General features: G+C 61.2%; 22 protein-coding genes and 1 pseudogene. 11 read left to right on the forward strand and 12 right to left on the reverse strand.

The annotated features are described in order from the left end of the window. Positions 1-51 precede the first annotated feature (51 nt). Together NI2_RS07860 and NI2_RS07865 are read right to left on the reverse strand one after the other, a co-directional pair. Positions 52-1,476: a hypothetical protein gene (locus NI2_RS07860; RefSeq protein WP_133734159.1), complete on the reverse strand. Its 1,425-nt coding sequence runs from the start codon at positions 1,474-1,476 to the stop codon at positions 52-54. A gap of 1,053 nt (positions 1,477-2,529) precedes the next feature. Further along, positions 2,530-2,931 (reverse strand): hypothetical protein, encoded by a 402-nt coding sequence (locus tag NI2_RS07865; protein ID WP_067487979.1) that lies wholly within the window; start codon positions 2,929-2,931, stop codon positions 2,530-2,532. A 426-nt stretch (positions 2,932-3,357) separates the two neighbouring features. On the opposite strand from NI2_RS07865, the gene NI2_RS35645 reads away from it, so the two are divergent. Next, positions 3,358-3,765 (forward strand): DUF6308 family protein, encoded by a 408-nt coding sequence (locus NI2_RS35645; RefSeq protein WP_481850185.1) that lies wholly within the window; start codon positions 3,358-3,360, stop codon positions 3,763-3,765. A gap of 124 nt (positions 3,766-3,889) precedes the next feature. On the opposite strand, the gene NI2_RS35650 is transcribed toward NI2_RS35645, so the two are convergent. Both NI2_RS35650 and NI2_RS32865 read right to left on the reverse strand, forming a co-directional pair. Further along, entirely contained in the window at positions 3,890-4,057 is a 168-nt protein-coding gene (locus NI2_RS35650; protein ID WP_371851946.1) for an MmpS family transport accessory protein, read from the reverse strand. Further along, positions 4,039-4,278 (reverse strand): annotated as a pseudogene (locus tag NI2_RS32865) (MmpS family transport accessory protein); the annotation flags it as partial. The gene NI2_RS35650 and the pseudogene NI2_RS32865, both read right to left, overlap by 19 nt. A 169-nt stretch (positions 4,279-4,447) precedes the next feature. Here NI2_RS32865 and NI2_RS33650 point away from each other — a divergent pair. The 5 genes from NI2_RS33650 (at position 4,448) to NI2_RS35655 (ending at position 9,855) form a co-directional block, all read left to right on the forward strand. Then, positions 4,448-4,600 carry a hypothetical protein gene (locus NI2_RS33650; RefSeq protein ID WP_157104656.1) on the forward strand — a complete coding sequence of 51 codons (153 nt, stop codon included), beginning with the start codon at positions 4,448-4,450 and terminating at the stop codon, positions 4,598-4,600. Positions 4,601-5,147: 547 nt separating this feature from the next. Next, complete coding sequence (locus tag NI2_RS07870) at positions 5,148-7,010, forward strand: KAP family P-loop NTPase fold protein (protein ID WP_067488323.1); 1,863 nt, start codon at positions 5,148-5,150, stop codon at positions 7,008-7,010. 3 nt (positions 7,011-7,013) lie between these two features. Then, on the forward strand, positions 7,014-7,793 hold the full coding sequence (locus NI2_RS07875; RefSeq protein ID WP_067487981.1) for a hypothetical protein: 780 nt from the start codon (positions 7,014-7,016) through the stop codon (positions 7,791-7,793). Next, entirely contained in the window at positions 7,790-9,082 is a 1,293-nt protein-coding gene (locus tag NI2_RS07880) for a hypothetical protein (protein WP_067487982.1), read from the forward strand. The genes NI2_RS07875 and NI2_RS07880 overlap by 4 nt, the downstream gene beginning before the upstream one ends. Before the next feature lie 23 nt (positions 9,083-9,105). Beyond that, entirely contained in the window at positions 9,106-9,855 is a 750-nt protein-coding gene (locus tag NI2_RS35655; protein WP_371851948.1) for a TatD family hydrolase, read from the forward strand. A gap of 516 nt (positions 9,856-10,371) precedes the next feature. Here NI2_RS35655 and NI2_RS07890 read toward each other — a convergent pair. Then, the gene (locus NI2_RS07890) at positions 10,372-10,725 is read right to left on the reverse strand and encodes a histone-like nucleoid-structuring protein Lsr2 (RefSeq protein ID WP_067487987.1); all 354 of its coding nucleotides are present in this window, start codon (positions 10,723-10,725) and stop codon (positions 10,372-10,374) included. A 302-nt stretch (positions 10,726-11,027) separates the two neighbouring features. On the opposite strand from NI2_RS07890, the gene NI2_RS07900 reads away from it, so the two are divergent. Next, positions 11,028-12,193 (forward strand): IS3 family transposase gene (locus NI2_RS07900; protein ID WP_157104657.1). Its coding sequence is split into 2 segments (ribosomal slippage): positions 11,028-11,312 and positions 11,315-12,193, totalling 1,164 coding nucleotides; the frame shifts between segments, so codons are not numbered across the junction. Here the strand turns inward: NI2_RS07900 and NI2_RS07905 are convergent. Both NI2_RS07905 and NI2_RS07910 read right to left on the reverse strand, forming a co-directional pair. Then, positions 12,190-12,609 (reverse strand): mycothiol-dependent nitroreductase Rv2466c family protein, encoded by a 420-nt coding sequence (locus tag NI2_RS07905; RefSeq protein ID WP_243750070.1) that lies wholly within the window; start codon positions 12,607-12,609, stop codon positions 12,190-12,192. The genes NI2_RS07900 and NI2_RS07905 overlap by 4 nt on opposite strands. Positions 12,610-12,703: 94 nt before the next feature. Continuing rightward, positions 12,704-12,913, reverse strand: a complete 210-nt coding sequence (locus NI2_RS07910; RefSeq protein WP_243750071.1) for a YgaP family membrane protein — start codon at positions 12,911-12,913, stop codon at positions 12,704-12,706. A 128-nt stretch (positions 12,914-13,041) separates the two neighbouring features. On the opposite strand from NI2_RS07910, the gene NI2_RS07915 reads away from it, so the two are divergent. The 4 genes from NI2_RS07915 to NI2_RS07930 all read left to right on the forward strand — a co-directional run bounded on the left by NI2_RS07915 (position 13,042) and on the right by NI2_RS07930 (position 16,291). Next, entirely contained in the window at positions 13,042-15,201 is a 2,160-nt protein-coding gene (locus tag NI2_RS07915; RefSeq protein WP_067487996.1) for an MMPL family transporter, read from the forward strand. 84 nt (positions 15,202-15,285) lie between these two features. Then, positions 15,286-15,555 (forward strand): metal-sensitive transcriptional regulator, encoded by a 270-nt coding sequence (locus NI2_RS07920; RefSeq protein WP_067487998.1) that lies wholly within the window; start codon positions 15,286-15,288, stop codon positions 15,553-15,555. A gap of 83 nt (positions 15,556-15,638) precedes the next feature. Further along, positions 15,639-15,845: a YgaP-like transmembrane domain gene (locus tag NI2_RS07925; RefSeq protein WP_371851949.1), complete on the forward strand. Its 207-nt coding sequence runs from the start codon at positions 15,639-15,641 to the stop codon at positions 15,843-15,845. A gap of 26 nt (positions 15,846-15,871) precedes the next feature. Beyond that, on the forward strand, positions 15,872-16,291 hold the full coding sequence (locus NI2_RS07930) for a DUF302 domain-containing protein (protein WP_067488002.1): 420 nt from the start codon (positions 15,872-15,874) through the stop codon (positions 16,289-16,291). Positions 16,292-16,902: 611 nt separating this feature from the next. Here the strand turns inward: NI2_RS07930 and NI2_RS07935 are convergent. From NI2_RS07935 to NI2_RS07955, 5 genes are all read right to left on the reverse strand, one after another. Next, positions 16,903-17,637, reverse strand: coding sequence for a TetR/AcrR family transcriptional regulator (locus tag NI2_RS07935; protein WP_208115400.1), 735 nt, complete (start codon positions 17,635-17,637; stop codon positions 16,903-16,905). 117 nt (positions 17,638-17,754) lie between these two features. Continuing rightward, entirely contained in the window at positions 17,755-18,798 is a 1,044-nt protein-coding gene (locus tag NI2_RS07940) for a ferredoxin--NADP reductase (RefSeq protein WP_067488004.1), read from the reverse strand. A 61-nt stretch (positions 18,799-18,859) separates the two neighbouring features. Next, on the reverse strand, positions 18,860-19,717 hold the full coding sequence (locus tag NI2_RS07945; protein ID WP_067488006.1) for an SDR family NAD(P)-dependent oxidoreductase: 858 nt from the start codon (positions 19,715-19,717) through the stop codon (positions 18,860-18,862). Then, positions 19,714-21,312 carry a flavin-containing monooxygenase gene (locus NI2_RS07950; RefSeq protein ID WP_084476126.1) on the reverse strand — a complete coding sequence of 533 codons (1,599 nt, stop codon included), beginning with the start codon at positions 21,310-21,312 and terminating at the stop codon, positions 19,714-19,716. The genes NI2_RS07945 and NI2_RS07950 overlap by 4 nt, the downstream gene beginning before the upstream one ends. Positions 21,313-21,420: 108 nt before the next feature. Further along, a complete protein-coding gene (locus tag NI2_RS07955) occupies positions 21,421-22,407 on the reverse strand; it encodes an AurF N-oxygenase family protein (protein ID WP_051719633.1) in 987 nt (328 codons plus the stop codon). Positions 22,408-22,668 lie beyond the last annotated feature (261 nt).

Below are 22,668 nucleotides of genomic sequence, written 5' to 3' on the forward strand. Positions count from 1 at the left end.
CGCCCGAATGCCATCTCCGCGCCATTCCCGCTGTTGAGTCGCGCGACAGCGCTACAGCACCTCAGCATCGGTTGCGTCGTGGGCCGGTGCGCGCTGGTCGCTGGGATAGTCCTGTGGCACCGCAATGGTCGCAACGCAGAGCCTGACAACGCGCCCTTCGGTGGAATAGTGCAGGATTGGCCATCCTGCCGGCCCGGACTCTCCGCCGCGGAACCCGTCGATCTCTCCCAGTACCTTAAGGCGGCTCTTCACTGCACTCGCAAAGTCTTTCTGTTTCATGAGAAGCAGCAGCACAGCTGATGTGTCATGTGCGGTGAGGTATCCGAACAGCTGGGGATGAGCTTCTGCCACAACGACATTGCCATCAGCCCACTTGGTTTCGCAGATGAAGATGTGCTCGGGACCAGTTCCCGCGGCAAGTGTGTCCGCTTGTATGAGGATGTCGGACTTTCCCCGGCGGGTGTATACCTCTCGATGCGCACCGGGGAGGGTTGCGTTGAGTGTGGCAGCGAGGAGGTCGCTGATCCGGTCTTCGACCAATTGGTGGTAAGCGCGTGGGTGTCGTTCGACGGCATCTGCCCATGTGCGGATAACCCGCTGGATGTCACCGAATGATGCTCTGGCCAGGCGGTGGCGACCCGTTGGCAAAGTGAGATTTTCGACTGCCGTTGCACTCCCGTCGACGGTGGTCGCAACGTCTGGCTGATCTTCGACATCCAGTTGTAGACTCGGGATCGACCACTCTCGAGGAAATTTCAGGCTCGCAATGACAGCGTCGCGGTCAGCCAAGCTCTTGCGTTTGCTGTGGATGAGTTCCTCTAGGCGTTGGGGCAGCTCGGATTCGAAGAAATGTGCAACTTGCTCCGTAACTGCGGCGACAATGGGTTTGATGTGGTCGATGCGCTGTGAGACTTCCGAGGTGAGATCACGGCGACCGTCACCGATCTCGGCTTCTTCGTCGCGAGTGAGGTCGAAGTGGGTGTAGAGAGCCCACACCGGTGGGTTCTCCGAGTGCATGCCGATGATCCAGGTGTCCTCGGCTTCGCCTCGGAGCCGATTTAGCTCGCTGAGCTCATCGGCGTGTTCTGGTTCCGATGTCAGCTGCACTGCTGCGTCGACAGCCGGAAGGTCGACGGTCGAGCCGTCGGGCCAACGCTTGAGAAGATGGATGTCGCCGTGAACCTCCACAGCAACCCAGTACCGCCGAGTCTGTTCACGGTGCCCCGGCTGATCTGGGATGGGTCGCCACTCACCCGCTTGCACGGATGCACGGCGGACTGCTCCGGTCAGTACAGGCGCCACGGGGCGGATGGAGGCGATGAGGTCCTTCGCTTCGGCCTCGAACCGATCGAGCTCTGCGATCGAGTCGATGCTGCCCAATCGACTCTGTAGCTGAGCGTTCTCGACCAGGCGCCACAGGTACTGCGAGAGTGGATACGAGGCCCTACGACTAGTGGTGAACACCGGAATAGGCACCGGCACAGAATAACTGACTGTCAGGCAGGGGGATCCTGCTGCCGGACCTCATTACTATAGAGGTCCTATCTCGCACGGGTTCGCGGCCAGTCCCTCGCGATCTCTGGCAGGCGTTGTCTCCGAAGATCTGAGGTTGCCTGCGGTCATAGATTTCGCACTATTGTGGGCGGCTGATGTCTAGCACTACGACTTCGATACGCTTCGGTAGGATTATTCCGATTGTTCGCGCAGTGTAGCGAGAAGTTCTGACCGGTCGGCATGGCCGCCTGTCTCGAACACAAGAAAACCACTCTGACCCAGGTCGGAGAGGGTTTTGCCTGTCGGGCTGACAGGATTTGAACCTGTGACCACTTGACGCCGGTTCACGTCGACTCGAAGCTACCGGAATGTACCCAAAACTACTGGTAGAGCAGGACTTCGGCGCACGCCGCATTCTGGTTGTTTCCCATCGTTTCCCGCTGTTCCGGCTATTTCTGTGTGATTAATGTGTGTTGGGTCGAGTACTGCGGACGCGGCTTTGCTGCGCTTTCGAGAAGTCGTCAACTGCGCCCGTGCTCGGTCGGTGTGGTGACGATGCACCGGCAGGCTGCTCGATGGACGGCTAGGGTGCTGTGACGTTGCGGTATGACGGTGGCTGCTGAGGGCGCGTGATGAGGTGGTGTATGTGGAACCGGATACTGGTCTGCCGAGTTGGTGACTTCGGCCTCGAAGCGGTCGAAAGTGAATGAAATTTGGCTGGTTGGTCTGCAAACGCGCAGGTCAATTAGTGTGCTCCCCGCGCGAGCGGGGATGAGCCCGGATTGTCGGTGTCGGGCATCAGTCGATCTGCGTGCTCCCCGCGCGAGCGGGGATGAGCCCCGTTGGGTCAGGTTGCGCGCCAACCGCGTCTTGTGCTCCCCGCGCGAGCGGGATGATCACCCGCGCGTGCCCCGAGGGGGTGCTCCCCGCGCGAGCGGGGATGTGTGAGCGGGGCCGATCGACGGTGCGGTCGGTCGGACCTACTCAACGCTCACCATTGGAGATGGCGCTGGGTAAGAATTTGACTCCGCGGTGTCAAATAGCGGATTCGTCGAACGCGGTCGAGTACTGGGCGTCCAGGCTGGGTTTGATGCTGCCGGCAACTCGGAGAAGGACTCGCCCACGGAGATGGTGGTACTCGGTTCCCAGGATCGGGTTGGTTCGTTGAAGGCCGGCGATGTAGTTCGCGCGCTGTTGTGCGGCGTCGGGAGTTGGCCAGACCTCGATCGTAGCGCCGCAGTCGGTGCCGAGGTCAGGGCATGCTGTCGTGGCGTCGTAGAGAACCGCTGCGTCAACGTACCCGTTCGGACGGCCGATGAGATTGTTCGGATCGTTGTCCTCGGTGATCGTCACCACGTTGGTGATTGTCGAGAGGCGGTTCCTGAGGAACTCGGCGATGGTCGACGCGTTCGGTTGAGGGTCGGGAATGGCGGCCATGCTCGAGGTAGCCAGTTGTTGTGTAGGGGATTCTGCCTGGTCTCCGGAGCATGCGGTGCCGACGAGGCAGACAGCGACTGTCGCACCCATTGTCAGAAGTCGTACATGGATACGGATCGCTGACTCCTTTGGTCGGTACGCTCGACTGCGCGGTTGCCCGAAGAATATCCCATGCACGCGACTCATTAGTCCAACACCGGCACAAGCGCTCCTCTGGTCGGGTGGTCTCGTGGTGACCGGCAACGTCGCCAGAGCTCAGTGCCGGGTCACGTCACTCGGCAGAGTGGACTGAGGGGGATGTCGTATGTGTTCGACTGACTTCATCAGAGGCGCCGAGATTTCGCTGGATTTGCTTGTTGGCTTGCCTCAACTGGACTCAGTCGATTCCGAGGACGATCAGATCGACACGGGTTCACCTGCCGATCTCTGTGGCGTGCATTGCGGGCAGCCGGCGTGGGGCGGGTCACTACCAGCAAGCTGATGGCGCGCAAGCGTCCGAAATTGCTGCCGGTCATCGACAGTGTGGTCGAGAAAACCTTGAATCACCCTCGTCGGCAGAGCAATTGGATGATTCTTCGTGCGGCTCTACGCGAGGACGACCGTGCCCTGTGCGACATCTTGACCGATGCTCGGGCAGAAGCCGAGATCGGGCACGATATCAGCCTGATCCGATGTTTCGGATGTTGTGGTGTGGATGGTCGGTCGGTAGGACAGATACCGTCGCGCCCGTGGCCGATATTGATGCGCGAGGCGCATCGACCTCCACTGATACGGCCACTGTGCTCAGGAACGTGCCCGTGTGGTGGCCAGCCCTCATGCGACTGGCAACGATGAGTCCCCCATTCGGCGGTCGGATGCAGCAGCGGCCGAGTCTTCGGTGAGGTTGATGGGTGAAGACGAGAGTGCCCCCGCGGTACCGCGGGAATGGCGGGGCGCACTTCGTCAGTCCGTGTCTGGGTTAGATCGCGGCGGCGGTGCAGTTGACTACTGCGTATTTTCCGGTCGAGGTCTGTTCGTCAGCGACCTTGCCGTCCACGGTGATTCGGCACGTGACCGATGAGCCGTTGGTCTGGCGCCGAGCCCGATGATCGAGACCGTCGAGTCGTTCGTGACCGATTTCGTCCACGGTGCGGCGGCGCTGACCTCCTGCTGCAGTTCGGAGTTCCCATCGAAGTAAGTCACCGAGTTCAGTTCGGCTGCGTCCGAGACGATCTCGTAGGTGATGTTCTTCCCCTTACCGGTGGAACTTCCGGCAGTAAGCGGCGGGATCGGCGCGCCTGGAGAATCGGGCGTAGTGGGAGTAGTCGAATTGATCGAGCTGGCTGCAGCGTCGATGGACTTGCTCACCTCCTCGCCTGCCTTGCCGAGAACAGCGATGCAGCCGCCGATTAGGCGCAGACCTGCTCCAGGTCCTGTGGTGCCCCTTCGACCACCCGATCATGCCCAAGACCGCGCTGTCCTGGCGGTCGGCCGCCACCGTCACCGACATCTCGCCACGCGCCCGGAACTGCCCGCGATGCAGTTCGACAACTACCTGCCCGCGCCCTGCCTGCTTAACCCGGAGCAAGTGACCGAATACCCCGACCACATGGAGCTGAGCACAGAACTCCGGGAGCAGATCGGAGACTGGAGCCTGTGGCAGGCAGCCGCAAGCCTGGAAGCTGCATGACACTTAATGCCAATTTGTTGGCATTAAGTGTCAATAGTGCGAGGGGCAATCGATGGGGAACCTGCTGGGGCGCACTTCTCATGGAGCATCCCAGCGCCTAAAAGGGTCGAACTTCCCACAATATTTGATTGTGTAACTAAGTAACTTCTTGGCCATCACACCAGGTGGTTCGGTATTCTTGGGCGATAAAAAACGTAACGGTCGGTGTATTTTGTGGTCTCGATCGCGCGGACCGGAGATCTATGCGGGGGTTGCCTCTCGACATCTCACGGTGCCGGTATGCTCACCTGTCAGGCGCAGCAAACCCTGTGGAGGTGACCCAGGATAGGTCGATGTTAGATGCGAAAGATGGATTGGCCACGTGAGCACTGCCATCTAGATTGCAATGAACATTGGCCCGTCGGATAATTTCTCCTTGTAATTTCTACGGCCGCCATGTCGGCCGTAGTTCTATGACTCATGGCAGCGATAGATCGACTGCCATCTTTCCATTTAAGCTCTCGTTAGTCATAATTCATCCAGTATATAAGTGAGGTATGCCGCGTACATGTCTACATCTTCCAACGGCGCAGATGCTAGGTCCATAACATTCCCCCTTCTCTCGGATGAGCCGTCGAAGAAGGATCTCCTTTCCTTTGAAGGAATTGCGTCGACTGTGGTCGATGCAATCTTTGATGACGCGCTGGACCCAATTGCGCTCGGTGTTTCCGGATCCTGGGGCAGCGGCAAGACGACTGTTCTGGAACTCATAAAGTCGCGTATCACCGTCGAGTCGGCATCGAGGAGTGGCGGTCAGGTCCTAGTTGTTCAGGTCGATCCGTGGCGATTCGATCCGCTGGTGGGGCCAAAGGAAAGCCTAATCGCCGCAGTCTTGTTCGAGCTGGAGGGAGCGATCAAGGATGCAGACGGTTCCGGTAAAAAGGCGTTTGCGCTGGTCAAGAGGCTTGCCAAGCGCGTGAATTGGTCGAAAGCTATCCAGATGGCAGCCAGTACTGCAATCACCCTCCAGCTCCCCAAGCTCGAAGACCTTCCCGACCTGATCAATGGCGGCGATGAGGAGTCGCAGGATTCCGAGACCAAACCACAGGGCATGGACCAGTTCAGGGAAGATTTCGAGGCGCTCCTCGACTCTGATGGACTGAAGCATATCTCGCGTGTCGTGGTACTGGTCGATGATCTGGATCGGTGCTTGCCGCCTACCGTTGTGCAGACATTGGAGGCCATTCGGCTCTTCTTGTCTGCCAAGAGGATGTCATTTGTTATAGCGGCAGACGAGGCACGAGTTGCGGAATCGATTCAGCACCATCTGAAACTCGATGCCGCGCAGCGGGAAGGTGAGGAGACCGTTGCCGAGCTGTATCTGCACAAGATTGTCCAGACGACGGTGCCAATTCCCGCCCTGAGTCGCGTAGACACCCAGGCCTATCTCTTCCTGCTACTGTGCCGGGCGAGTGTGGACGACGACCAGTACGACAGCCTGGTGGCTGACTGCATGCACCTTCGGCACACCGAGGGCAGTCTGGAAAAACTCGAAGTGCCCGCCGGTGTCGATCTCGACGAACCCTTGGCGATCGCCGCACGACTGACCCCGATCCTTTACGAGAAGCTGCGGGGCAACCCTCGACGGATCAAACGGTTCCTCAACGACCTGAACGTGCGGCACACGGTGGCTTCTCATCGTGGCATTGACATGAAGCCCGCAGCGACGGCGAAGTTGATGGTATTGGAGAGGCTGCTGAAGGACGAGTTCGCCATGGTGCTCGGCTGGTTGTCACGTAACGAACTGCGAGACAAGCTCGACACGCTCCAGGCCGCCGCAACCCAGGGCGAGCTGAGCCCGGCATCGGAGGAGGCAGCAAGCGGCACACCCGAAACCCCCGATGCAACTCAGCAATCGACCTTCACCGATGAATTGATCAGATGGGCGAAACTGCCGCCACTGCTGGACGCATCGGCAGTGTCGTCGTACCTGTACTTGGCCGCGTCGTTCTCCAATACACTCCTTGTAGCTGAGGGCCTTCCGCAGAGGCTGCGGGACATCGCGGCGAATCTGACATCCACCAGCCGGGTCGATCAGCAAGCGGTTTCCGACGATACGTTGCGTGCGCTGAGTGAATCCGATGCTCACGAGTTGGTCGGCTATCTTGCGCGCTCAACCCGCGACCAGCCGGTAGTCCAGAAGTTCACCGTCCAATCCATCCTCCGGATTGTTGACTGTCATCCACCAGTGACCGACGCTGCCATCGCAGGGTTGAAACGGATTCCCACGAAGGATTTGAAACCTGCGACGGTCCTGCTGTTTTTGGGTCGAGACAAGACCATCTATCAGCCGCTTTTCGATGACTGGTCGCAGGGCAATCCGCCGGTCCCTGTCCGTACCGCCATCGAACAGGTGATCGGGAGCCGCTGACCGATGGGTACTAGCGGTTCGTTCGGCGGCAGTGGTGGCAAGGACGCGCAGGACCTGCGTGAGTCGATAGCGGACTGGCTCGATGACGGCTCCTCGTCCGACCAAGCCGCGGACGAACAAACCGTTGCTACGAGCAATATCGACCGGCTACGGCCGATGATCCGGATACTGGCGAACTCCCGAGGTAGCGGCAGTGGCGGCGGTGGATCGGCAGGCGGTTCCGGAGGCGGCGGCGGACGCTCGTCGGGCGGGGTGACGCGATCGGTCCAGCGGACCTCCCGCGTCGCCGGGCGGGCGGGCAGTCTCGCGTCGGCCTATGCCGCCGGTGATCGCGCGAGGCTGGCTGCCGCCGGTTTGAACTACGACGAGCTGATAGCGCTCAATGATCCCCTCGAAGTCGGATCACGCATCGCGAAGGCTGCTCTGGACAGCCAGAGTGACGGAACCTTCGAGTCCGGTGAGGAACGTGTCATCGTCGCCGAACTCATCGCGTGGATTATCGAGAGTCCTCCTGATTCCACACCCCGCCCTGATGAGGTTGCGCGAAAATCCATTGAACTGATCATCGCCGAGTGCTCGCTGTCGGAGGTGTCGGACACCCTGCGCTCCGGTCCGATGAATGCCAGCGAGCGCAGACAGGTCGAAGACGAGATCCGCGAGGCTGCTGGCGTTCTCGCTGGCCAGGCGAGTCTTTCGGCCACCGGGGCAACCGAAGCCGAAATCACAAGGGCTATCCGGGACGGGATTGACATGCTGGTGAAAATCTATGGAGGATCGGCATGACGTCGATTCTCTTCGAGGTTTCCGAGGCACGCGCGAGCAGTGCTGCTGAGTTCGATGAGGTTTTCTTGTGGAATGAAACAGCTACTTCGACATTCCAAGGTCCGCTCAAGCCCTCACTGACCCAGCTCGGACAGGTGAAACCGCTTAACTCCGATTTCGTGCGGATCGCGTTAGCGGTGCTGGCGGCTGACCGCTCCGTGCTCCGCACACGCGGCGGGTCGGACTGGAACAAGCGACTATTTGACCTCACTGTCGCCGTGGACCATCCCGATATCTGGACAGGCCAAGCAACGCGCCTGGCAGGCATCGTCGGATTTCTCACCGGTGACGCATGGTCATTCACCCTCGTGCAAAGCGACCCTCTAACTCCGACTAAGCCCGCTTCGACGCCTGACAACACACGCCGCGCAGTTCTCCTCAGTGGGGGCGCTGACTCGGCGACCGGCGCATTGATGTCTCGGCACAGCCTGTCCGACGGTGAGGGCCAAATTCTGATATCGCAGTTCAGCCAACCCGCAATCACCAAGGTGCAGAAGACCCTTGCGACGGAGATCGAACGCTTGGTACCCGGCAAGAACCAAACCCACCACCGGATACAGTTCACCCGCAAGAACCGGCGAATGAACGGCACCGAGTTCAAGGACGAGTGGTCAACGCGCTCCCGGTCGATTCTCTTCCTGGCACTCGGACTTGCGGCAGCTTCAGCGACTGAGACACCGCTTTGGATACCTGAGAATGGGTTCGCATCGCTCAACCCTCCGCTCGGTCCCGAACGTCGTGGCAGCCTGTCCACCAAGACCACTCACCCAAAATTCCTGGCCGATCTGAGGCAACTACTGACCGACATCGGTGCGCACGGCGACATCGTCAACCCCTACGAGCGGATGACCAAAGGCGAGATGTTTCGCAGCCTTGCCGATACTTTCGGCGATGATGTCGCCTCGGCGTACCTGAGCAAGACCAATTCGTGCTCCCACGCCGACGGTAGATGGGCCCGTATCAGCCCCGGCAGTTCATGTGGTGTCTGCTTCGGATGCCTAGTCCGGCGAGCCTCATTCCACGCCGCAGGACTGGCCGATCGAACGACCTACCTGAGCAACGACCAAGCAGGAAAGTCCGCCGACTACGTGAAGGGCAAATCTATTGAGGTCGCGATGCGGGACTTCGTATCAGCAGGCATCAGCGATGCCATGATCATGGCCATGGACCTCCCAGACGGTTACTCGGCCAGAGACGCACATGACCTCTGCGTTCGAGGAGTGGCCGAACTCGCGGAGTTCCTGAAATGAGCCGACAATTGCCTCCGCTCGACATGCACGCCCACGTCGAAACTTCAGTGCCCCAACGAGACCTGGAAGGGCTCGGAGCTGTCGTCTTCGCCGCTACCAGATCGCAGAAGGAGTTTACGCAAACTCTTGATCGGCATGACCAGATTGTCGTATGGGGTCTTGGATGCCATCCGGGAGTCCCCGAGGCACACGTCGCCTTCGACGCAGACGCATTCCGCGAGCAGCTCGCAGCCACACCCTTCGTGAGCGAGATCGGATTGGACTCGCGATCGAAAGTTCCTGCGGCCGAACAGCATCAAAACTTCCGCTCGATACTTGAGCTTTGTAAGGGTGCGCCGCGAATCTTGTCCGTCCACAGCACCGGACGAACACAACAGGTCCTGGACCTGGTCGAGGACGTACACGTCGACGGTGTCGTCCTACACTGGTGGCTCGGGACGGAGCAGGAGACCCGCCGGGCCATCGAACGCGGCTGTTACTTCTCCGTGAACTACGCAATGCTCGGCAAACCGCAACTAAACGCCATTCCTCACGACCGCCTACTGCTCGAAACGGATCACCCCTCCGGTGACCGACGCTCTACGCGCCCTCGCAGGCCAGGGCACACTCGCGTAGTCGAGGAGGAGATCGCCCGACTTAGCGGCAAAGACGTCGCGTTCGTCCGGGATCTCCAATGGCAGAATCTAGTGCGCCTGGTCGATCAGCTCAGGTTGAAACAACTGTTTCCGACTGCGATACAGCGCATGCTCACATATGGCGGGCGAGACAAGTAGTGAGGGCTGTTGTGGCACGGAACTCGGGGGATCGACGAAGCGTCATTGGTTATGTCGAGCAACGATGGCTTCTCCTGTCGACGTCTCGTGCTAACAACCGCATCGTCGTGGAGCCGACTTCGTCGCTCCGGATTTCCAGGAGAGTTGCCTGCGGATCATCCCTGACGAGAGGTCGGTGGATGACCTCAACGCCTGCACGGGGTGAAGTTCTCACCCACTCGGTCCTCGGCTCGTCCTCGGAACCCTATGCCGGTTGGTGTGGGCGCGGCACGCGAATTCGGACTGGTGACTCGAGTAGGGTCGATCTTGCCCCGCGACGTGGCGGCGACGCGTGGGTGCACGGGGAAGGTTCGCCTCGTTCGGTCGAGTCCGATCGAGGCGACCCGCGCATCCTGGACGTGTCCAGGCCGACGCAAGTCTCCCCGTTGAGGCAATGTCGAGCTATGTAGACGTCCCCGACCAACCTGGGGAAGGACGGTTACGGTTCGCTGCAGTACTGCCACGAATGGGCGGTGCTTAGGCCGAGGCTTCCTCGTAGGCGGTGATGATCTCGGTGGCGATGCGGCCGCGGGTGGAGACGGTGCGGCCGTTTTCGATGGCCCAGGCCCTGATGGTGGCGAGGTCGGTGCGGCGACCTGTCCGGGTGGCGGGGGTCGTGGTGGCGTGTCGGCGGGTGTTGCTGGTTTTGGTGCGGCTGGTTCGCCGGGCGTATGGGGTCCATTGTGTGAAGGTGTTGCGCAGTTTGGTGGCGTTGGTTTCGGACAGGTCGATTTCGTAGGTGTGTCCGTCGATGCCGAAGGTGACGGTTTCTTCGGCGGTGGATGTGCCGTCGTAGTCGTCGATGAGGGTGACAACGACCTTGCGTGCCATGCGATTTCCCGTCTGTTGTGTCTGGTTGTGACTGTGTGAGGGTAGTCGCAGGTTCAGCGGATGCGGAGATCAGCTTCCTTGAACCGGACAAACCTCAAGCGCACGTTGCGCGAGGCGGGCTCGAGTTTGGGTGGCCGTCTTCGCGATGGTGTCGGCCATTCGAGGTTAGGTCTGGATGTTAGAAATGATCGGGCTTGGTGGGGCTCGTGTCGTTCATGACGATCGTTCTCTGTTGGGGCTGCCGCAGGAGTAGGTGACAACCGAGATGGCTTGCCGAGAGGTAAGCCTGAGAGGATGTCGCAGTGCCCAAGCCGTATCCGAAAGAGTTCCGCGACGATGTCGTGCGGGTCGCCCGCAACCGCGACGACGGAGTGACCCTGGAGCAGGTCGCGGCCGATTTCGGGGTTCATCCGATGACGCTGTCTAAATGGATGCGCCAAGCCGACGTCGACGACGGGAACAAACCGGGAACCACACGCAGCGAGTCCGGTGAGTTGCGCGATGCCCGCCGCCGGATCCGCCTGTTGGAGCAGGAGAATGAGGTCCTGCGCCGCGCCGCGGCGTATCTGTCGCAGGCGCAGATACCGGGAAAAGGCTCTACCCGCTCGTGAAAGAGCTTGCCGCCGAAGGGATTCCTGTGGCGGTGACGTGTCGGGTGCTGCAGCTCGCTCGCCAGCCCTACTACCGGTGGCTGGCCGATCCGGTGACCGCCGGCGAGATCGCCGAGGCGTATCGGGCCAACGCGTTGTTCGACGCCCACCGCGACGACCCTGAATTCGGCTACCGATTCCTCGCTGACGAGGCCCGCGAAGCCGGCGAAACGATGGCCGAGCGGACAGCGTGGCGGATCTGCTCGATCAATCGGTGGTGGAGCGCGTTCGGCAAGCGAGGGCGCAGGAAGAACGGCAAGCCCGGACCGCCGGTCCATGACGATCTGGTGCGACGGAACTTCACCGCTGATGAACCGAATCGTTTGTGGCTCAGCGACATTACCGAACATTGGACCGGTGAAGGGAAGTTGTATTTGTGTGCGGTCAAGGACGTGTTCTCCAACCGGATCATCGGTTACTCGATCGATTCGAGGATGAAGTCGCGGCTCGCGGTGACCGCGGTGAACAATGCCGTCGCCCGGCGAGGTGATGTCGCCGGTTGCGTTCTGCACACCGACCGTGGAAGTCAGTTTCGCTCGAGACGATTCGTCGGCGCGCTCCCTCGCCATCGGATGGTCGGATCCATGGGCCGTGTCGGCGCCGCCGGTGACAACGCGGCCATGGAAAGCTTCTTCAGCCTGCTGCAACGCAACGTGCTGGACCGGCAGCGCTGGGACACCCGCGAACAACTGCGGATCGCGATCGTCACCTGGATCGAGCGCACCTATCACCGTCGGCGTCGTCAGGCCCGGCTCGGCCGGTTGACCCCGATCGAATTCGAAACCATCATGTCCCCAGCAGTCCGACAGGCTGCTTAACCACTGTCACTCGATCCTGCAGCAGCCCCGGTGACGGCGCTGTCGAGACCGGTGTCGTCTGTGTACCGGGCCAGTGCCGGGTCCAGACCGGCGGCGGACAGTGATTCCGCGAGCGCGGCGGGCCCGAGATCCTGCCCGTGGACGTGCAGCCGGTTCCCGGCGGTGTCGTAGAGGCGCGCGAACGCCTCGGGCCCGCCGGTTGCGGTGGCTGCGGCGAAGACCCTCCCGAGGCGGCGCGAGCGCTCGATCATCGGCCGGTGATCGGCGTCGACGTCGTGGCCCTCGTTGAGTACGGCCAGGCTCATCTGCCGCAGCCGCGCGGTGTGCGGGCCGTCCTGGGCGGCGGCGAGCAGCCACCGCGAACTCACCCACGCGAACGGGCAAACAGGATCGAGATACAGGTCGATGTCGGCCATCGAGGGCCCCCCTAGGGAAGTGGTGGCGCGCCGGTTCGGGACAGGACCCATAGGGACCGGCGCGCCGGTGGGTGGATGCGGTCAGGGGGTGGCGTCAGTGACTGCTGGACGCGCGTGGCCGCCCCTGCAGTTCGACCCCGAACAGCGGGCCCAGCAGGCAGAAATGGAAGACTCCCGCCGCGATCGGGACCAGGCCGATCACGGCCACGATGACTCCTGCGGTCCCGCCGATCACGGCCAAGCCGATCACGATCACCGCGATTCCGGCGGCCATACGGGCCAGGCGCCCGGCGGTACTTCGCATGAATTCGATGATGCCCATAACGCTGCACTTCTTCGACGCAGGAACAGGGGTTGCGCTCAACTATACCCCCTGGGGTATGGTCGGACTCGACATTCAATATACCCCAGGGGGTATCAAAGGAGGGTCGGATGACCGAAACGAAGCTCGATACCGCCTCGGCGAAACCACCCGGCACGACCTCCGGGCCAGGAATGCTGGGCCGGTGGGGGGCGTTCATGGCCGGGCGCACCCGGGCAGTGATCGGGATATGGCTGCTGGTGCTGATCGCACTGGGCGCCGCCGCGCCGAGTGTGTTCACCTCCCTGGCCGGGGCCGGGTGGCAAGCCAACGGCTCGGAATCGGTCCGTGCCCGTGAACTGGCTCAGCAGCACTTCGGTGGTAACTCCTCGGCCGCGGTGCAGGTGGTGATCCATTCCGACACCGCCACGATCGGTGACCCGGCGATGGCACGGGTGGTCGAGCAGGCCACGGCGGTCTTCGCCGGGGACGAGCGGATCGGGCAGGTGATCGCCCCGCAGCCGGGGTTCACGATCAGCCCTGACGGACACACCGGCATCGTGATCGCGGGCGCCAATGCCTCCACCGATGACATGGTCAAAGCCGTCGACGAGCACAAAGCCGCGTTGACCGCGCTGTCGAAAGACGGGATCGAGGTGTATCCGACCGGGGCGTCGGCGTTGTGGAGCGATTTCAATGTCGCCAACCACGACGCGATGATCCAGGCCGAGATGTTGTCGTGGCCGGTCACCCTGGCGATCATGGTGCTGGCGTTCGGATCGCTGGTCGCGGCCGGGCTGCCGCTGCTGCTGACCCTCGCGGGCTTGGTGGCCTCCGCGGGTGGGTTGGTGCTGCTGAATCAGATCACCCCGATCTCGGTGTGGGCGATGAACTTCGCCATGATGTTCGCCCTCGCCCTGGGCATCGACTACGCGCTGTTCCTGGTCTCGCGCTTCCGCGACGCGCTGGCCCGCACCGGCGATCCCCGCGCCGCGGTCGCCGAAACCATGGACACCGCAGGCAAAGCCGTCCTGCTCTCAGGGCTGACGGTGCTGGTGAGCTTGTCGGCGGTGCTGATCGTGCCCGCTCCCGCCGTGCGGACCATGGCGGTCGGGATCATGCTCGCGGTGGTGTTCGTCCTCGCCGCGACCCTGACCCTGCTGCCCGCCGTTCTCGGCGCGCTCGGCACCAAGATCAACGCCGCCGCGCTGCCCTACGCGCGCCGCCAGCAGCACCGCTCGCCGGTGTTCGCGCGCTGGGCCCAGATCCTGCACAAGCATCCGTGGCCGTTCGCCGCGGTGGCACTGGCCATCCTGATCGGGCTGGCCGCGCCGGTGTTCGGGCTCAAGACCGCGATGCCCTCGATCGCGGTCGTGCCCACCGACGCGCCGGTGCGCCAGGGCTATGAACTGATCGCCGAGCAGATGGGCCCCGGCGCCCCGGGCATGCTCTCGATCATCACCCCGACCGCCGACGCGGCGGCCAGCGAGACCATCGCGCGCGCCAGCGACGGCATCGTCATGCTCACCCCGCCCCAGCCCGCCGCCGACGGCGCCGATCTGGTGATGATGCAGGCCATGCCCGCAGTCGATCCCTCCGCACCGCAGATGGCCGAAATCCTGGACCGGTTGCGTGCCGACCTGCCCGCCGACGCGGTGGTCGGTGGCGCGGCGGCGGAAAACCTCGACCTGCAACAAGCCCTCGACGACTATCTGCCGATCGTGGTGGCCATCATCTTGGTGCTCGGGTTCGTGTTGTTGCTGATCGCGTTGCAGGCCCCGCTCATCGCGGCCTTGGGAACCCTGGTCAGCCTGCTCTCGACCGCGGCCGCGTTCGGGGTGGCCAAGCTGATTTTCCAGGACGGGCACGGCGCCGAGCTGCTGGGCTTCACCCCGCAGGGGTTCCTCGACGGGTGGGGGCCGGTGTTCTTCTTCGCGATGATCTTCGCCATCGCCATGGACTACACGGTGTTCTTGCTGGCCACCGGCAAGGAACACTATGAGCGCACCGGCGACCCCCACGCCGCGCTCCTGGACGGGCTCGCGCATTCGGGGCGGGTCATCTTCGCCGCCGCGGCGGTGATGGTGGCGGTGTTCTTCACCTTCGCCCTGGCCGACCCGCTCCCACCCAAGGAGATGGGCATCATCCTGGGTGTCGCGGTCCTGCTCGACGCACTGCTGGTGCGGCTGGTGCTGCTGCCGGTGATCCTGCGCCTGACCGGGCACGCTGCCTGGTGGAGCCCGGCGTGGCTGACCCGGGTGCTGCCCACCATCAGCTTCGCTCACCACTGACCCACCGGCCAACCCACTTCCTCGGAACCCCCTTCTATACCCCACGGGGTATATGGGGGGGAAGATCCGAGAAGGGAAACATCGATGAACGCCAACGACGAGGCGATGACGCAAGTCCTCAACAGACTGCGCCGCGCGCAAGGCCAACTCACCGGGGTGATCGCCATGATCGAGGACGGGCGCGACTGCAAGGACGTGGTCACCCAACTCGCCGCGGTCTCCAAAGCGCTCGACCGCGCCGGATTCAAGATCGTCGCCACCGGCCTGCGCGAATGCCTCACCGAAACCGCCGACGGTGAGGCCGCGCCCATGAGCATCGACGAACTGGAAAAGCTCTTTCTCGCCCTGGCCTGACCCCGCACAGCGCGGGGTGGGGTACGCACACTGGAAGGACTCCCGCCGATGGCATTGCCACCGCGCGACCGCACGAATGGACCATCACCCGCCTCGTCCCGGCCCTGGCCGGGACAATGGTCCTGCTCAGCGTATTGCTGAGTGTGACCCTGTCCCCGTGGTGGCTGATCCTGGCCGCCCTGGTCGGGGCGAACCTGCTGCTCTACAGCGCGGCGGGCTGGTGCCCGGCCACCCTGGTGATGCGCCGACTCGGTCTGACCGACACGACCTGCCCAACCCCCACCGCCTGACCACTCTCTCGGATCGGAGCACACGAATGGACCTGGCCCTGTCGACCACGCTGCACACCACCTTCGACGACGCGCTCGAACGCACCCGAGAAGCGTTGGCCGAGCAAGGATTCGGCATCCTCACCGAGATCGACATGCAAGCCACCCTCAAAGCTAAACTCGGCCACGACATGGAGGACTACCGCATCCTCGGCGCCTGCAACCCACCCCTGGCCCACCAAGCGGTCGAGATCAACCGCCAGATCGGGCTGCTGCTGCCCTGCAATGTCGTGGTCCGTCGCGACCGGACCGACACCGACACCGACACCATCATCGTCGAAGCGATGAACCCCCAGCTCATGGTCGCAGTCACCGGTCAGCCCGCACTCGATCCGGTCGCCGAGGATGCCACCACCCGCCTGCGCGCAGCCCTGGCTGCACTGGGGGGCCGCGGGGATTTGACATGACGCCCACTGTCCCGGTCACTGCGCCAGACTGCCGCGCCTTCCCAACGAGCCGATCGTCCCTACGGCCCTGAGCCGATTATCGACGACCCGAATAACCTTGGCACGCCGCTCGGTCAGACCCACCCACCACATCTCACTCCGGCCTTCGCCGCGCCTAGGCTGTCCGATCGACCCGCCGAGCAAGCGCGCCGGTTCGAGACGTCGGACTCCGAGTGCACCGGTGGTGACCGGTTACAGAGCGGGACCGATGGCGTCCTTGCCGGTGCCCGGCCGGGGGATGCGTATCGCACTGACATGTAGCACCGGTGCATCAGCCACTGGCACTGAAGCAATTGAATATCAAGGAAATGATAGAATGATTGCCAACGCGAGGTGGTATGACGTGAGCAATGGGGCTGGATACATTGCAGCGCAGTACTTCCAAAACCCGCATCAGCAACTACAGTAGCTATAGCCCGAAATCCTTTCTAATCTGCAGCATACCCGCACCCCAGCGCGGTCCTGAACCTGCTCCTCGGCCGTGCTGGGCTGGCAAGCCACAGCAAAGCGACCGAGATGGTACGCCTGGAATGTAGGCCTTTGATCAGACTTCGTTGTCTTGCGAAATCCGCCTAGAGCAGTCCAATATTCTCGGTGTGCAGCGTCGCAGTCGGATCGATTCGGATTCCCCGGGCTCGTGACGACGCATCGATAATTCCCCAAATGATAGCGCTGAGATGATCCCGGAAGGCCGAGCGGGACATCGCGGATGGGTCGGCTTGCGAGTTAATCCACCAATCGGTTGCGGAGAGGCTGGCCCCTATGATTGACTGCACGACCAAATCTATGCCGGTGCTGTCCGCGCCAACGTTCTCCAACACGGCGGCGAAATGGCCAGCAATGAAACCGGCGAGCTCGCGTGCATCCTCCAGGGCCTGATCGGATTCTGATGAGCTCTCGCTAAAATGACTCCGCACGAGATATTTGAAAACGTTGCGGTGCTCGTCGACCAATTGCGTATATTGCTCGACGAGCTGATTCATCACTTTACCGATCGGCTCGGATCCGAAGTCGACCGCATCGAGAATGTTGGTCCACATAAGGTCCTTCGCCCGCTCCACCACAGCGGCACGGAGGCCCTGTTTGTCGTTGAAGTGGCGATACAGCTTAGGTTTTGTTGCGCCTGCTTCCCGGGCGATATCGTCCATGCTGGCCTCGGGGCCATATTTAGCGAAGGCTTGGTACGCGGCATCAACCAGCTCCGCGCGCACTGCGACCCGATGCTCTTCCCAACGGCTTGATCGTGCGTCAACTCGCCGAACCACCGAGCTACCGACCTCCAACACCTTCCGTCGCGCGCCTGCCACGATGCCGATCCTACGCTACGGGCTACACGGATGGACAAGTACACGAGGTCGGCAGCCCGTTTAACGCCAGGATTCTGGCGATGTCACCGCCGGACGGCCACTGCCGGTTGTGTACGGTTAGCCGAATGTCACCATGACAGTATCGGTGATCGGTAGAGACTGGCAAGCCAGGCGGTCGCCCTCCTCGATGTCGTCCTCGTCGAGTACGTCGTTCACTCTCATCTGTATGTCACCATCCATAACCTTGCATACGCACGCGCCGCATCCGCCTTCGCGGCACGAGTACGGCGGCGAAAAGCCCTCATTCAGCAGGACTTCGACGAGCGTAAGATCCTTGGGCCATTGAAGCTCGGCACGGTCACCATCCAGGTAGACCACGAGACGTGCCTGCTCCGTGGTCATCGACTGCTTGACGCCAATTTCGATGTCGAACGGATCGGAACGAAGAGATTGGAAAATTTCTCGATGGAGATTGCCATGCTGGATACCGACATGATGCGCTACGTCGCCCACTAGATCCATGAAAGCCGCTGGACCGCACACGAAGTACATTCGATTCTTATATGCGCTGCAGAGTTCTGAGAGAGTTTCTCGGTCCGGGAGTCCTCGCTCGCTCTCCAGCCACTCTATGAGAGTGAGCCGTTCCGGAAACTGTTTCGCCATATAGCGAAGGTCTTCGCCAAAAATTACGCTCTCTGCGTCCTGGTTCGCATAGAAAAGCACAAGATGGCCGTCACCTTCGAGCAGGGCTGACTTGATAATTGAGATGATCGGCGTGATGCCACTGCCAGCTGCTAGCAGTACCATATCCGAATTCAAATCCTGCGGCGTGAAGTGTCCGCTAGGCGGTAGCACGGACACGATAGTGCCAGTGGTGATATTGTCGCACAGCCAGTTGGATCCATACCCACCCGCTGTGCGTTTTACTGTTACGGCCAGCTCGTCCTCGGTGTGCGGAGAACTCGACAGCGAGTAGCAACGGGCTGCAGGTTCCCTCTCGCCACTCCCAGGAATGCGCAACGTCAGGAACTGTCCCGGAGTGTACGAGAATGTTGCCCATTGATGCTCCGGGACGTCAAACCATATCGAGACGGCATCCTGCGTCTCCTGCACCACGCGGGACACAGTGAGCTCACATGGCATATTTTTCTTCGAGAACATTCCATCTCCCTCGATGCTGGACAGTCACTCTAGGACGTCCGTATGGCCCGGCGGTCCGGCATCAAATGTTGTAATTCACCAGACCGTATCGGCGACCTATCGCGAATCCGAGGCGGGCCAGAGGCGCGTTGAGGTCCTGGTACCGTGGCCCTACCGCCCGCGTAATAAAATCGAAGCCGAGGGCGTCAGGCCCGATGAGAACGCGCGGCTTATTGCGACGCACGCCCTTAATGATTGAATCCGCAGCGCCTTCGGGTGTCGTGAGAGCAATCCGATCGAATCCGGCAACAATCTTCTTTTGATCGCCCATTGTGCCGACGCCCCGAGCATCCCGCACGATATTGGTCCGGACGCCACCGGGATGAACGCAGGTTACACCTACGGGCAAGCGGTTAATTCGCATCTCTTGACGCAGCGCTTCGGTGAAACCTCGGACAGCGAATTTGGACGCGTTGTACGCGCTCTGGCTGGGTATGGCCATCAGCCCGAAAACGCTCGAAACATTGACAACGTGGCCGTCACCTGAATCAATCAGATCCGGAAGAAATAGTTTTGTTCCGTTAACCACACCCCAGAAATTGATGCCCATCAACCATTCGAAGTCGATCCATTCCATGTCCACTACATCGGCGCCTAGCGCAACGCCCGCGTTATTGACGACCATGCTGATCGATCCGAATTCCGCCAGGACGCGGCTCCGGTAATCCTGGAATGCGTGACGATTGGCTACATCGAGCTCATAGGGTCGGCATTCTGCACCAAGCGAACTGCAAACAGCGGCGGTCTCCTGTGCGCGTTCCGCGTCGATATCAGCGATCGCGAGCCGGGCGCCGTCGCCAGCGAGCCGAATTGCGACGGCGCGGCCGATGCCCGAACCGCCCCCCGTTACCGAGACCACCCGGTCTCTGAAGTCTTTCATTTCGGAAGGTTCCCCTTTTCGAGCGCCTTCGAGAGGTCGGCGGTGTATTGTGTACCGGCCAACTCGCCGACAAATCCGAAATCCGCCGGCGCCAGTTTGCGAGTGCGCCGCCAGTATTGCCATGTGAAGCCCGGCCAAACAGTTCGGTTGACGCCCTGTGCGTCGAGGTACCAACTTGTACACCCGCCGCTACTCCAGACTCCCTTGACCAGCTTGGCCTGAATTTCGGAGTTGAATTTCCGCTGGACCGGCTCGCGTACTTCTAGCGCAGCTGCGCCACGTTTGTTGACAAGATCGATCGCCGAGATAATGTATCTGATCTGGCATTCAATCATAAAGACTACGGAGTTATGGCCCAGCCCCGTGTTGGGGCCGAGTAGGAAGAAGAGATTGGGGAATCCGGCGGTGGTGATGCCGAGGTGCGTCTGGATCCCTTCGTCCGACCAAACCGTTGCGAGTTCCCTGCCGGACGAGCCCTTGAGGCGAAGGCTTTCAAACCCGTCGGTCACATGGAATCCGGTCGCGTAGATGATCACATCCGCTGGACGCTTCTCGCCGTTCCGTGACACGATCGCGTCCTCGGTTATCTCGGAGATACCTTCGGTGATGACGGTTGTGGTTGGTCGATTCAGTGCTGGATAGTAGTCACTCGAGCCGAGAATCCGCTTACATCCGATGCGATAGCTAGGCGTGAGTTTACCGCGCAACACGGGATCATCGATTCCCTGTGCGATGTTCCACTTGGCAATGCTCTCAAGTGGGCGCATGAGGTTGAGGTGGCCATTGAGGCCCATTGACAACGATTCTGCTGACCAGTAGATAGCCGCCCGCACTGCCTTCGCAAGAATCGGCATCCTGGTGAATGCCGCCCGGATAGATTCCGGAATCTTGACATTCTTCCTTGGTAGTACCCATGCTGGCGTCCGCTGGTATACGTGCAGTTCAGCGGCTTCCTTGGCAATCTCGGGAATGAACTGAATCGCACTGGCTCCGGTGCCGATCACGGCGACCTTCTTGCCCGCCAATGAGCAATCATGATCCCACTGCGCCGAATGAAAGACCGTGCCGTTGAAGTTCTTCTGCCCGTCAATTGTAGGGATGCTCGGTATGTGTAGCGCTCCGACTCCTGAGACTAGGAACTGGGCGATGTACTCGTGGCCGTCGGATGTGACCAGATGCCAGGCGGAATCATCGGGATCCCAATGTCCGGATTGCAGTGTCCGACCAAAATGAGTGTACCGATACAGATCGTACTTGCGTGCTAGCCCGGTGAGATAGTTCTGGATCTCGTCCTGCCCTGCCCAGAGCCGACTCCAGTCCGGTTTGGGTTCAAAGGAGTACGAGTACATATGCGAAGGAACGTCACATGCGCAGCCCGGATACGTGTTGTCGCGCCATGTTCCGCCGATCTCGGTCTCTTTCTCGATAATTAGGAAATCATCTATTCCCGCTCTCAGCAACTGTATTGCCATCCCCATTCCCGAAAATCCGCTTCCGACGATGAGGACTTGCGCCCGGTGGACTGTGATTCGCGCTCCGTCACCTCCCGAGCCATTGGACTTTTGTGCATACTTGGCAGATCGACTTTTGCTCATCGGTTTCCTCTGGCCGGTGCGGCTCGCCCAGTGCTAGCCGCAAATTCATGTGTCGTGCGAAATTCCTGGCCACGTCCGTGCGCTTGTGTTTTCGCCGGACTGGGCTGCTCACCGCTGGGCGATATCCTCGGGGAGGCTCCTGGACAGACGCCACAGGAACATTGTGATGCGCCCTTCGATCATGCCGGCCTCGTCAAAGAACCGGATCATCGGCTCGGACATGAACTGCAAATTCTCTCGGTAGTGTGGACCGGACTGGCACGCCAAGAACCCACGTAGTGGATGAACGCCGACGACACGGTACAGCTTCGGGTTAATCAAGATCGGATAAGCCAAGTTTGCGACGACCGCGAGCACGCCGCGATGCCATGCTCTCGAGACTCGCCCCCGTACGCGCATGCCATCGACAAGTTCGGTTCGCGCGAACGTGATGTGGCGTGCCTCCTCGAGTACATGGATCTTCATCAACTGCCGGACCTGTGGCTGTAGACGCTCGTCATTCATCGCCTCGCGCTGGGCCCTATCGAGGATCTCCTCGATCAACAGCGTCGCACCCTGAATGGACGGCCCCAGCGGGATGAAGTGCAGGATCTTCGCCATCGAAAGGAACCCGCGCGGGAGCTTGTAGGGCGGGATGCCCGTTTTGGCAATCAAGCGCGCGAACATCATGGAGTGGCGGCTCTCGTCGCCAACTTCGGCGAGTGCGTACAGCGACTTGTTGTCGACGAGGTCCCCTGTGGTGTTCTGCCGTAGCAACGCCATGCTCAGCAGATTCTCAGCGTAGATTCCGAAGCTGAGAATGCTCACGAGTTCATGCTTGCCCAGCTCAACTTTCTGTGCGTCCGAGAGCCGGTCCCAGATCTCGGTGCCGAAGAGCGACACCCGGTGTTCGGGCAGCCACGCCTTATCCGGCCACCATGGACTATCCCAGTCGATGTCAACCTCGGCGTCATAGGACTTCTCGGCAGAGGTCTTGAGCAGTCGCCCGGCCGATCGTTGAAGATCGGTGCGTCGGCGTCCGCTCACGCGGGCCATGCCGTCAGTGGTAACGGCTATCGGCCCGGCGCTGTGGCTTCGTACTTCGCTTGATGTCATTTGTCCATCTCTCGACTCGGCCGATGGCACGGCATCGGCGTATCCGGCACGGTGTGCCACCCCGTCGGAATGCTTGGACTCCCGCCCAAAGTTACCCGAACGATGGGTAGCGGATACTCGGGGTATGAGGTAACTTTGACTGCGGCAGACCGGATTGTCAAGCGGTCAACGCCCTCGGATTCCGACGTCGGCCCACCACACCGGCAGTGCTGGTGTGGTGGATCCCGTTGCAGGCGTCGGCTGGCGATCACGCGAAGGAAG

This window comes from Nocardia ignorata NBRC 108230, from assembly GCF_001612905.1.
Classification (GTDB): Bacteria; Actinomycetota; Actinomycetes; order Mycobacteriales; family Mycobacteriaceae; genus Nocardia; species Nocardia ignorata.

Bases quoted from the DNA above. Each gene is read 5' to 3' on its own strand.
- NI2_RS07890 (WP_067487987.1), bottom strand. From the start codon at position 10,725: ATGGCACGCAAGGTCGTTGTCACCCTCATCGACGACTACGACGGCACA.
- NI2_RS07870 (WP_067488323.1), top strand. From the start codon at position 5,148: ATGTCTACATCTTCCAACGGCGCAGATGCTAGGTCCATAACATTCCCC.
- NI2_RS33650 (WP_157104656.1), top strand. From the start codon at position 4,448: ATGCAGTTCGACAACTACCTGCCCGCGCCCTGCCTGCTTAACCCGGAG.
- NI2_RS07930 (WP_067488002.1), top strand. From the start codon at position 15,872: ATGGACCTGGCCCTGTCGACCACGCTGCACACCACCTTCGACGACGCG.
- NI2_RS07865 (WP_067487979.1), bottom strand. From the start codon at position 2,931: ATGGCCGCCATTCCCGACCCTCAACCGAACGCGTCGACCATCGCCGAG.
- NI2_RS35655 (WP_371851948.1), top strand. From the start codon at position 9,106: ATGCACGCCCACGTCGAAACTTCAGTGCCCCAACGAGACCTGGAAGGG.
- NI2_RS07915 (WP_067487996.1), top strand. From the start codon at position 13,042: ATGACCGAAACGAAGCTCGATACCGCCTCGGCGAAACCACCCGGCACG.
- NI2_RS07905 (WP_243750070.1), bottom strand. From the start codon at position 12,609: ATGGCCGACATCGACCTGTATCTCGATCCTGTTTGCCCGTTCGCGTGG.
- NI2_RS07880 (WP_067487982.1), top strand. From the start codon at position 7,790: ATGACGTCGATTCTCTTCGAGGTTTCCGAGGCACGCGCGAGCAGTGCT.
- NI2_RS07945 (WP_067488006.1), bottom strand. From the start codon at position 19,717: ATGAAAGACTTCAGAGACCGGGTGGTCTCGGTAACGGGGGGCGGTTCG.
- NI2_RS07940 (WP_067488004.1), bottom strand. From the start codon at position 18,798: ATGTTCTCGAAGAAAAATATGCCATGTGAGCTCACTGTGTCCCGCGTG.
- NI2_RS07950 (WP_084476126.1), bottom strand. From the start codon at position 21,312: ATGAGCAAAAGTCGATCTGCCAAGTATGCACAAAAGTCCAATGGCTCG.
- NI2_RS07920 (WP_067487998.1), top strand. From the start codon at position 15,286: ATGAACGCCAACGACGAGGCGATGACGCAAGTCCTCAACAGACTGCGC.
- NI2_RS07875 (WP_067487981.1), top strand. From the start codon at position 7,014: ATGGGTACTAGCGGTTCGTTCGGCGGCAGTGGTGGCAAGGACGCGCAG.
- NI2_RS07955 (WP_051719633.1), bottom strand. From the start codon at position 22,407: ATGACATCAAGCGAAGTACGAAGCCACAGCGCCGGGCCGATAGCCGTT.
- NI2_RS07910 (WP_243750071.1), bottom strand. From the start codon at position 12,913: ATGCGAAGTACCGCCGGGCGCCTGGCCCGTATGGCCGCCGGAATCGCG.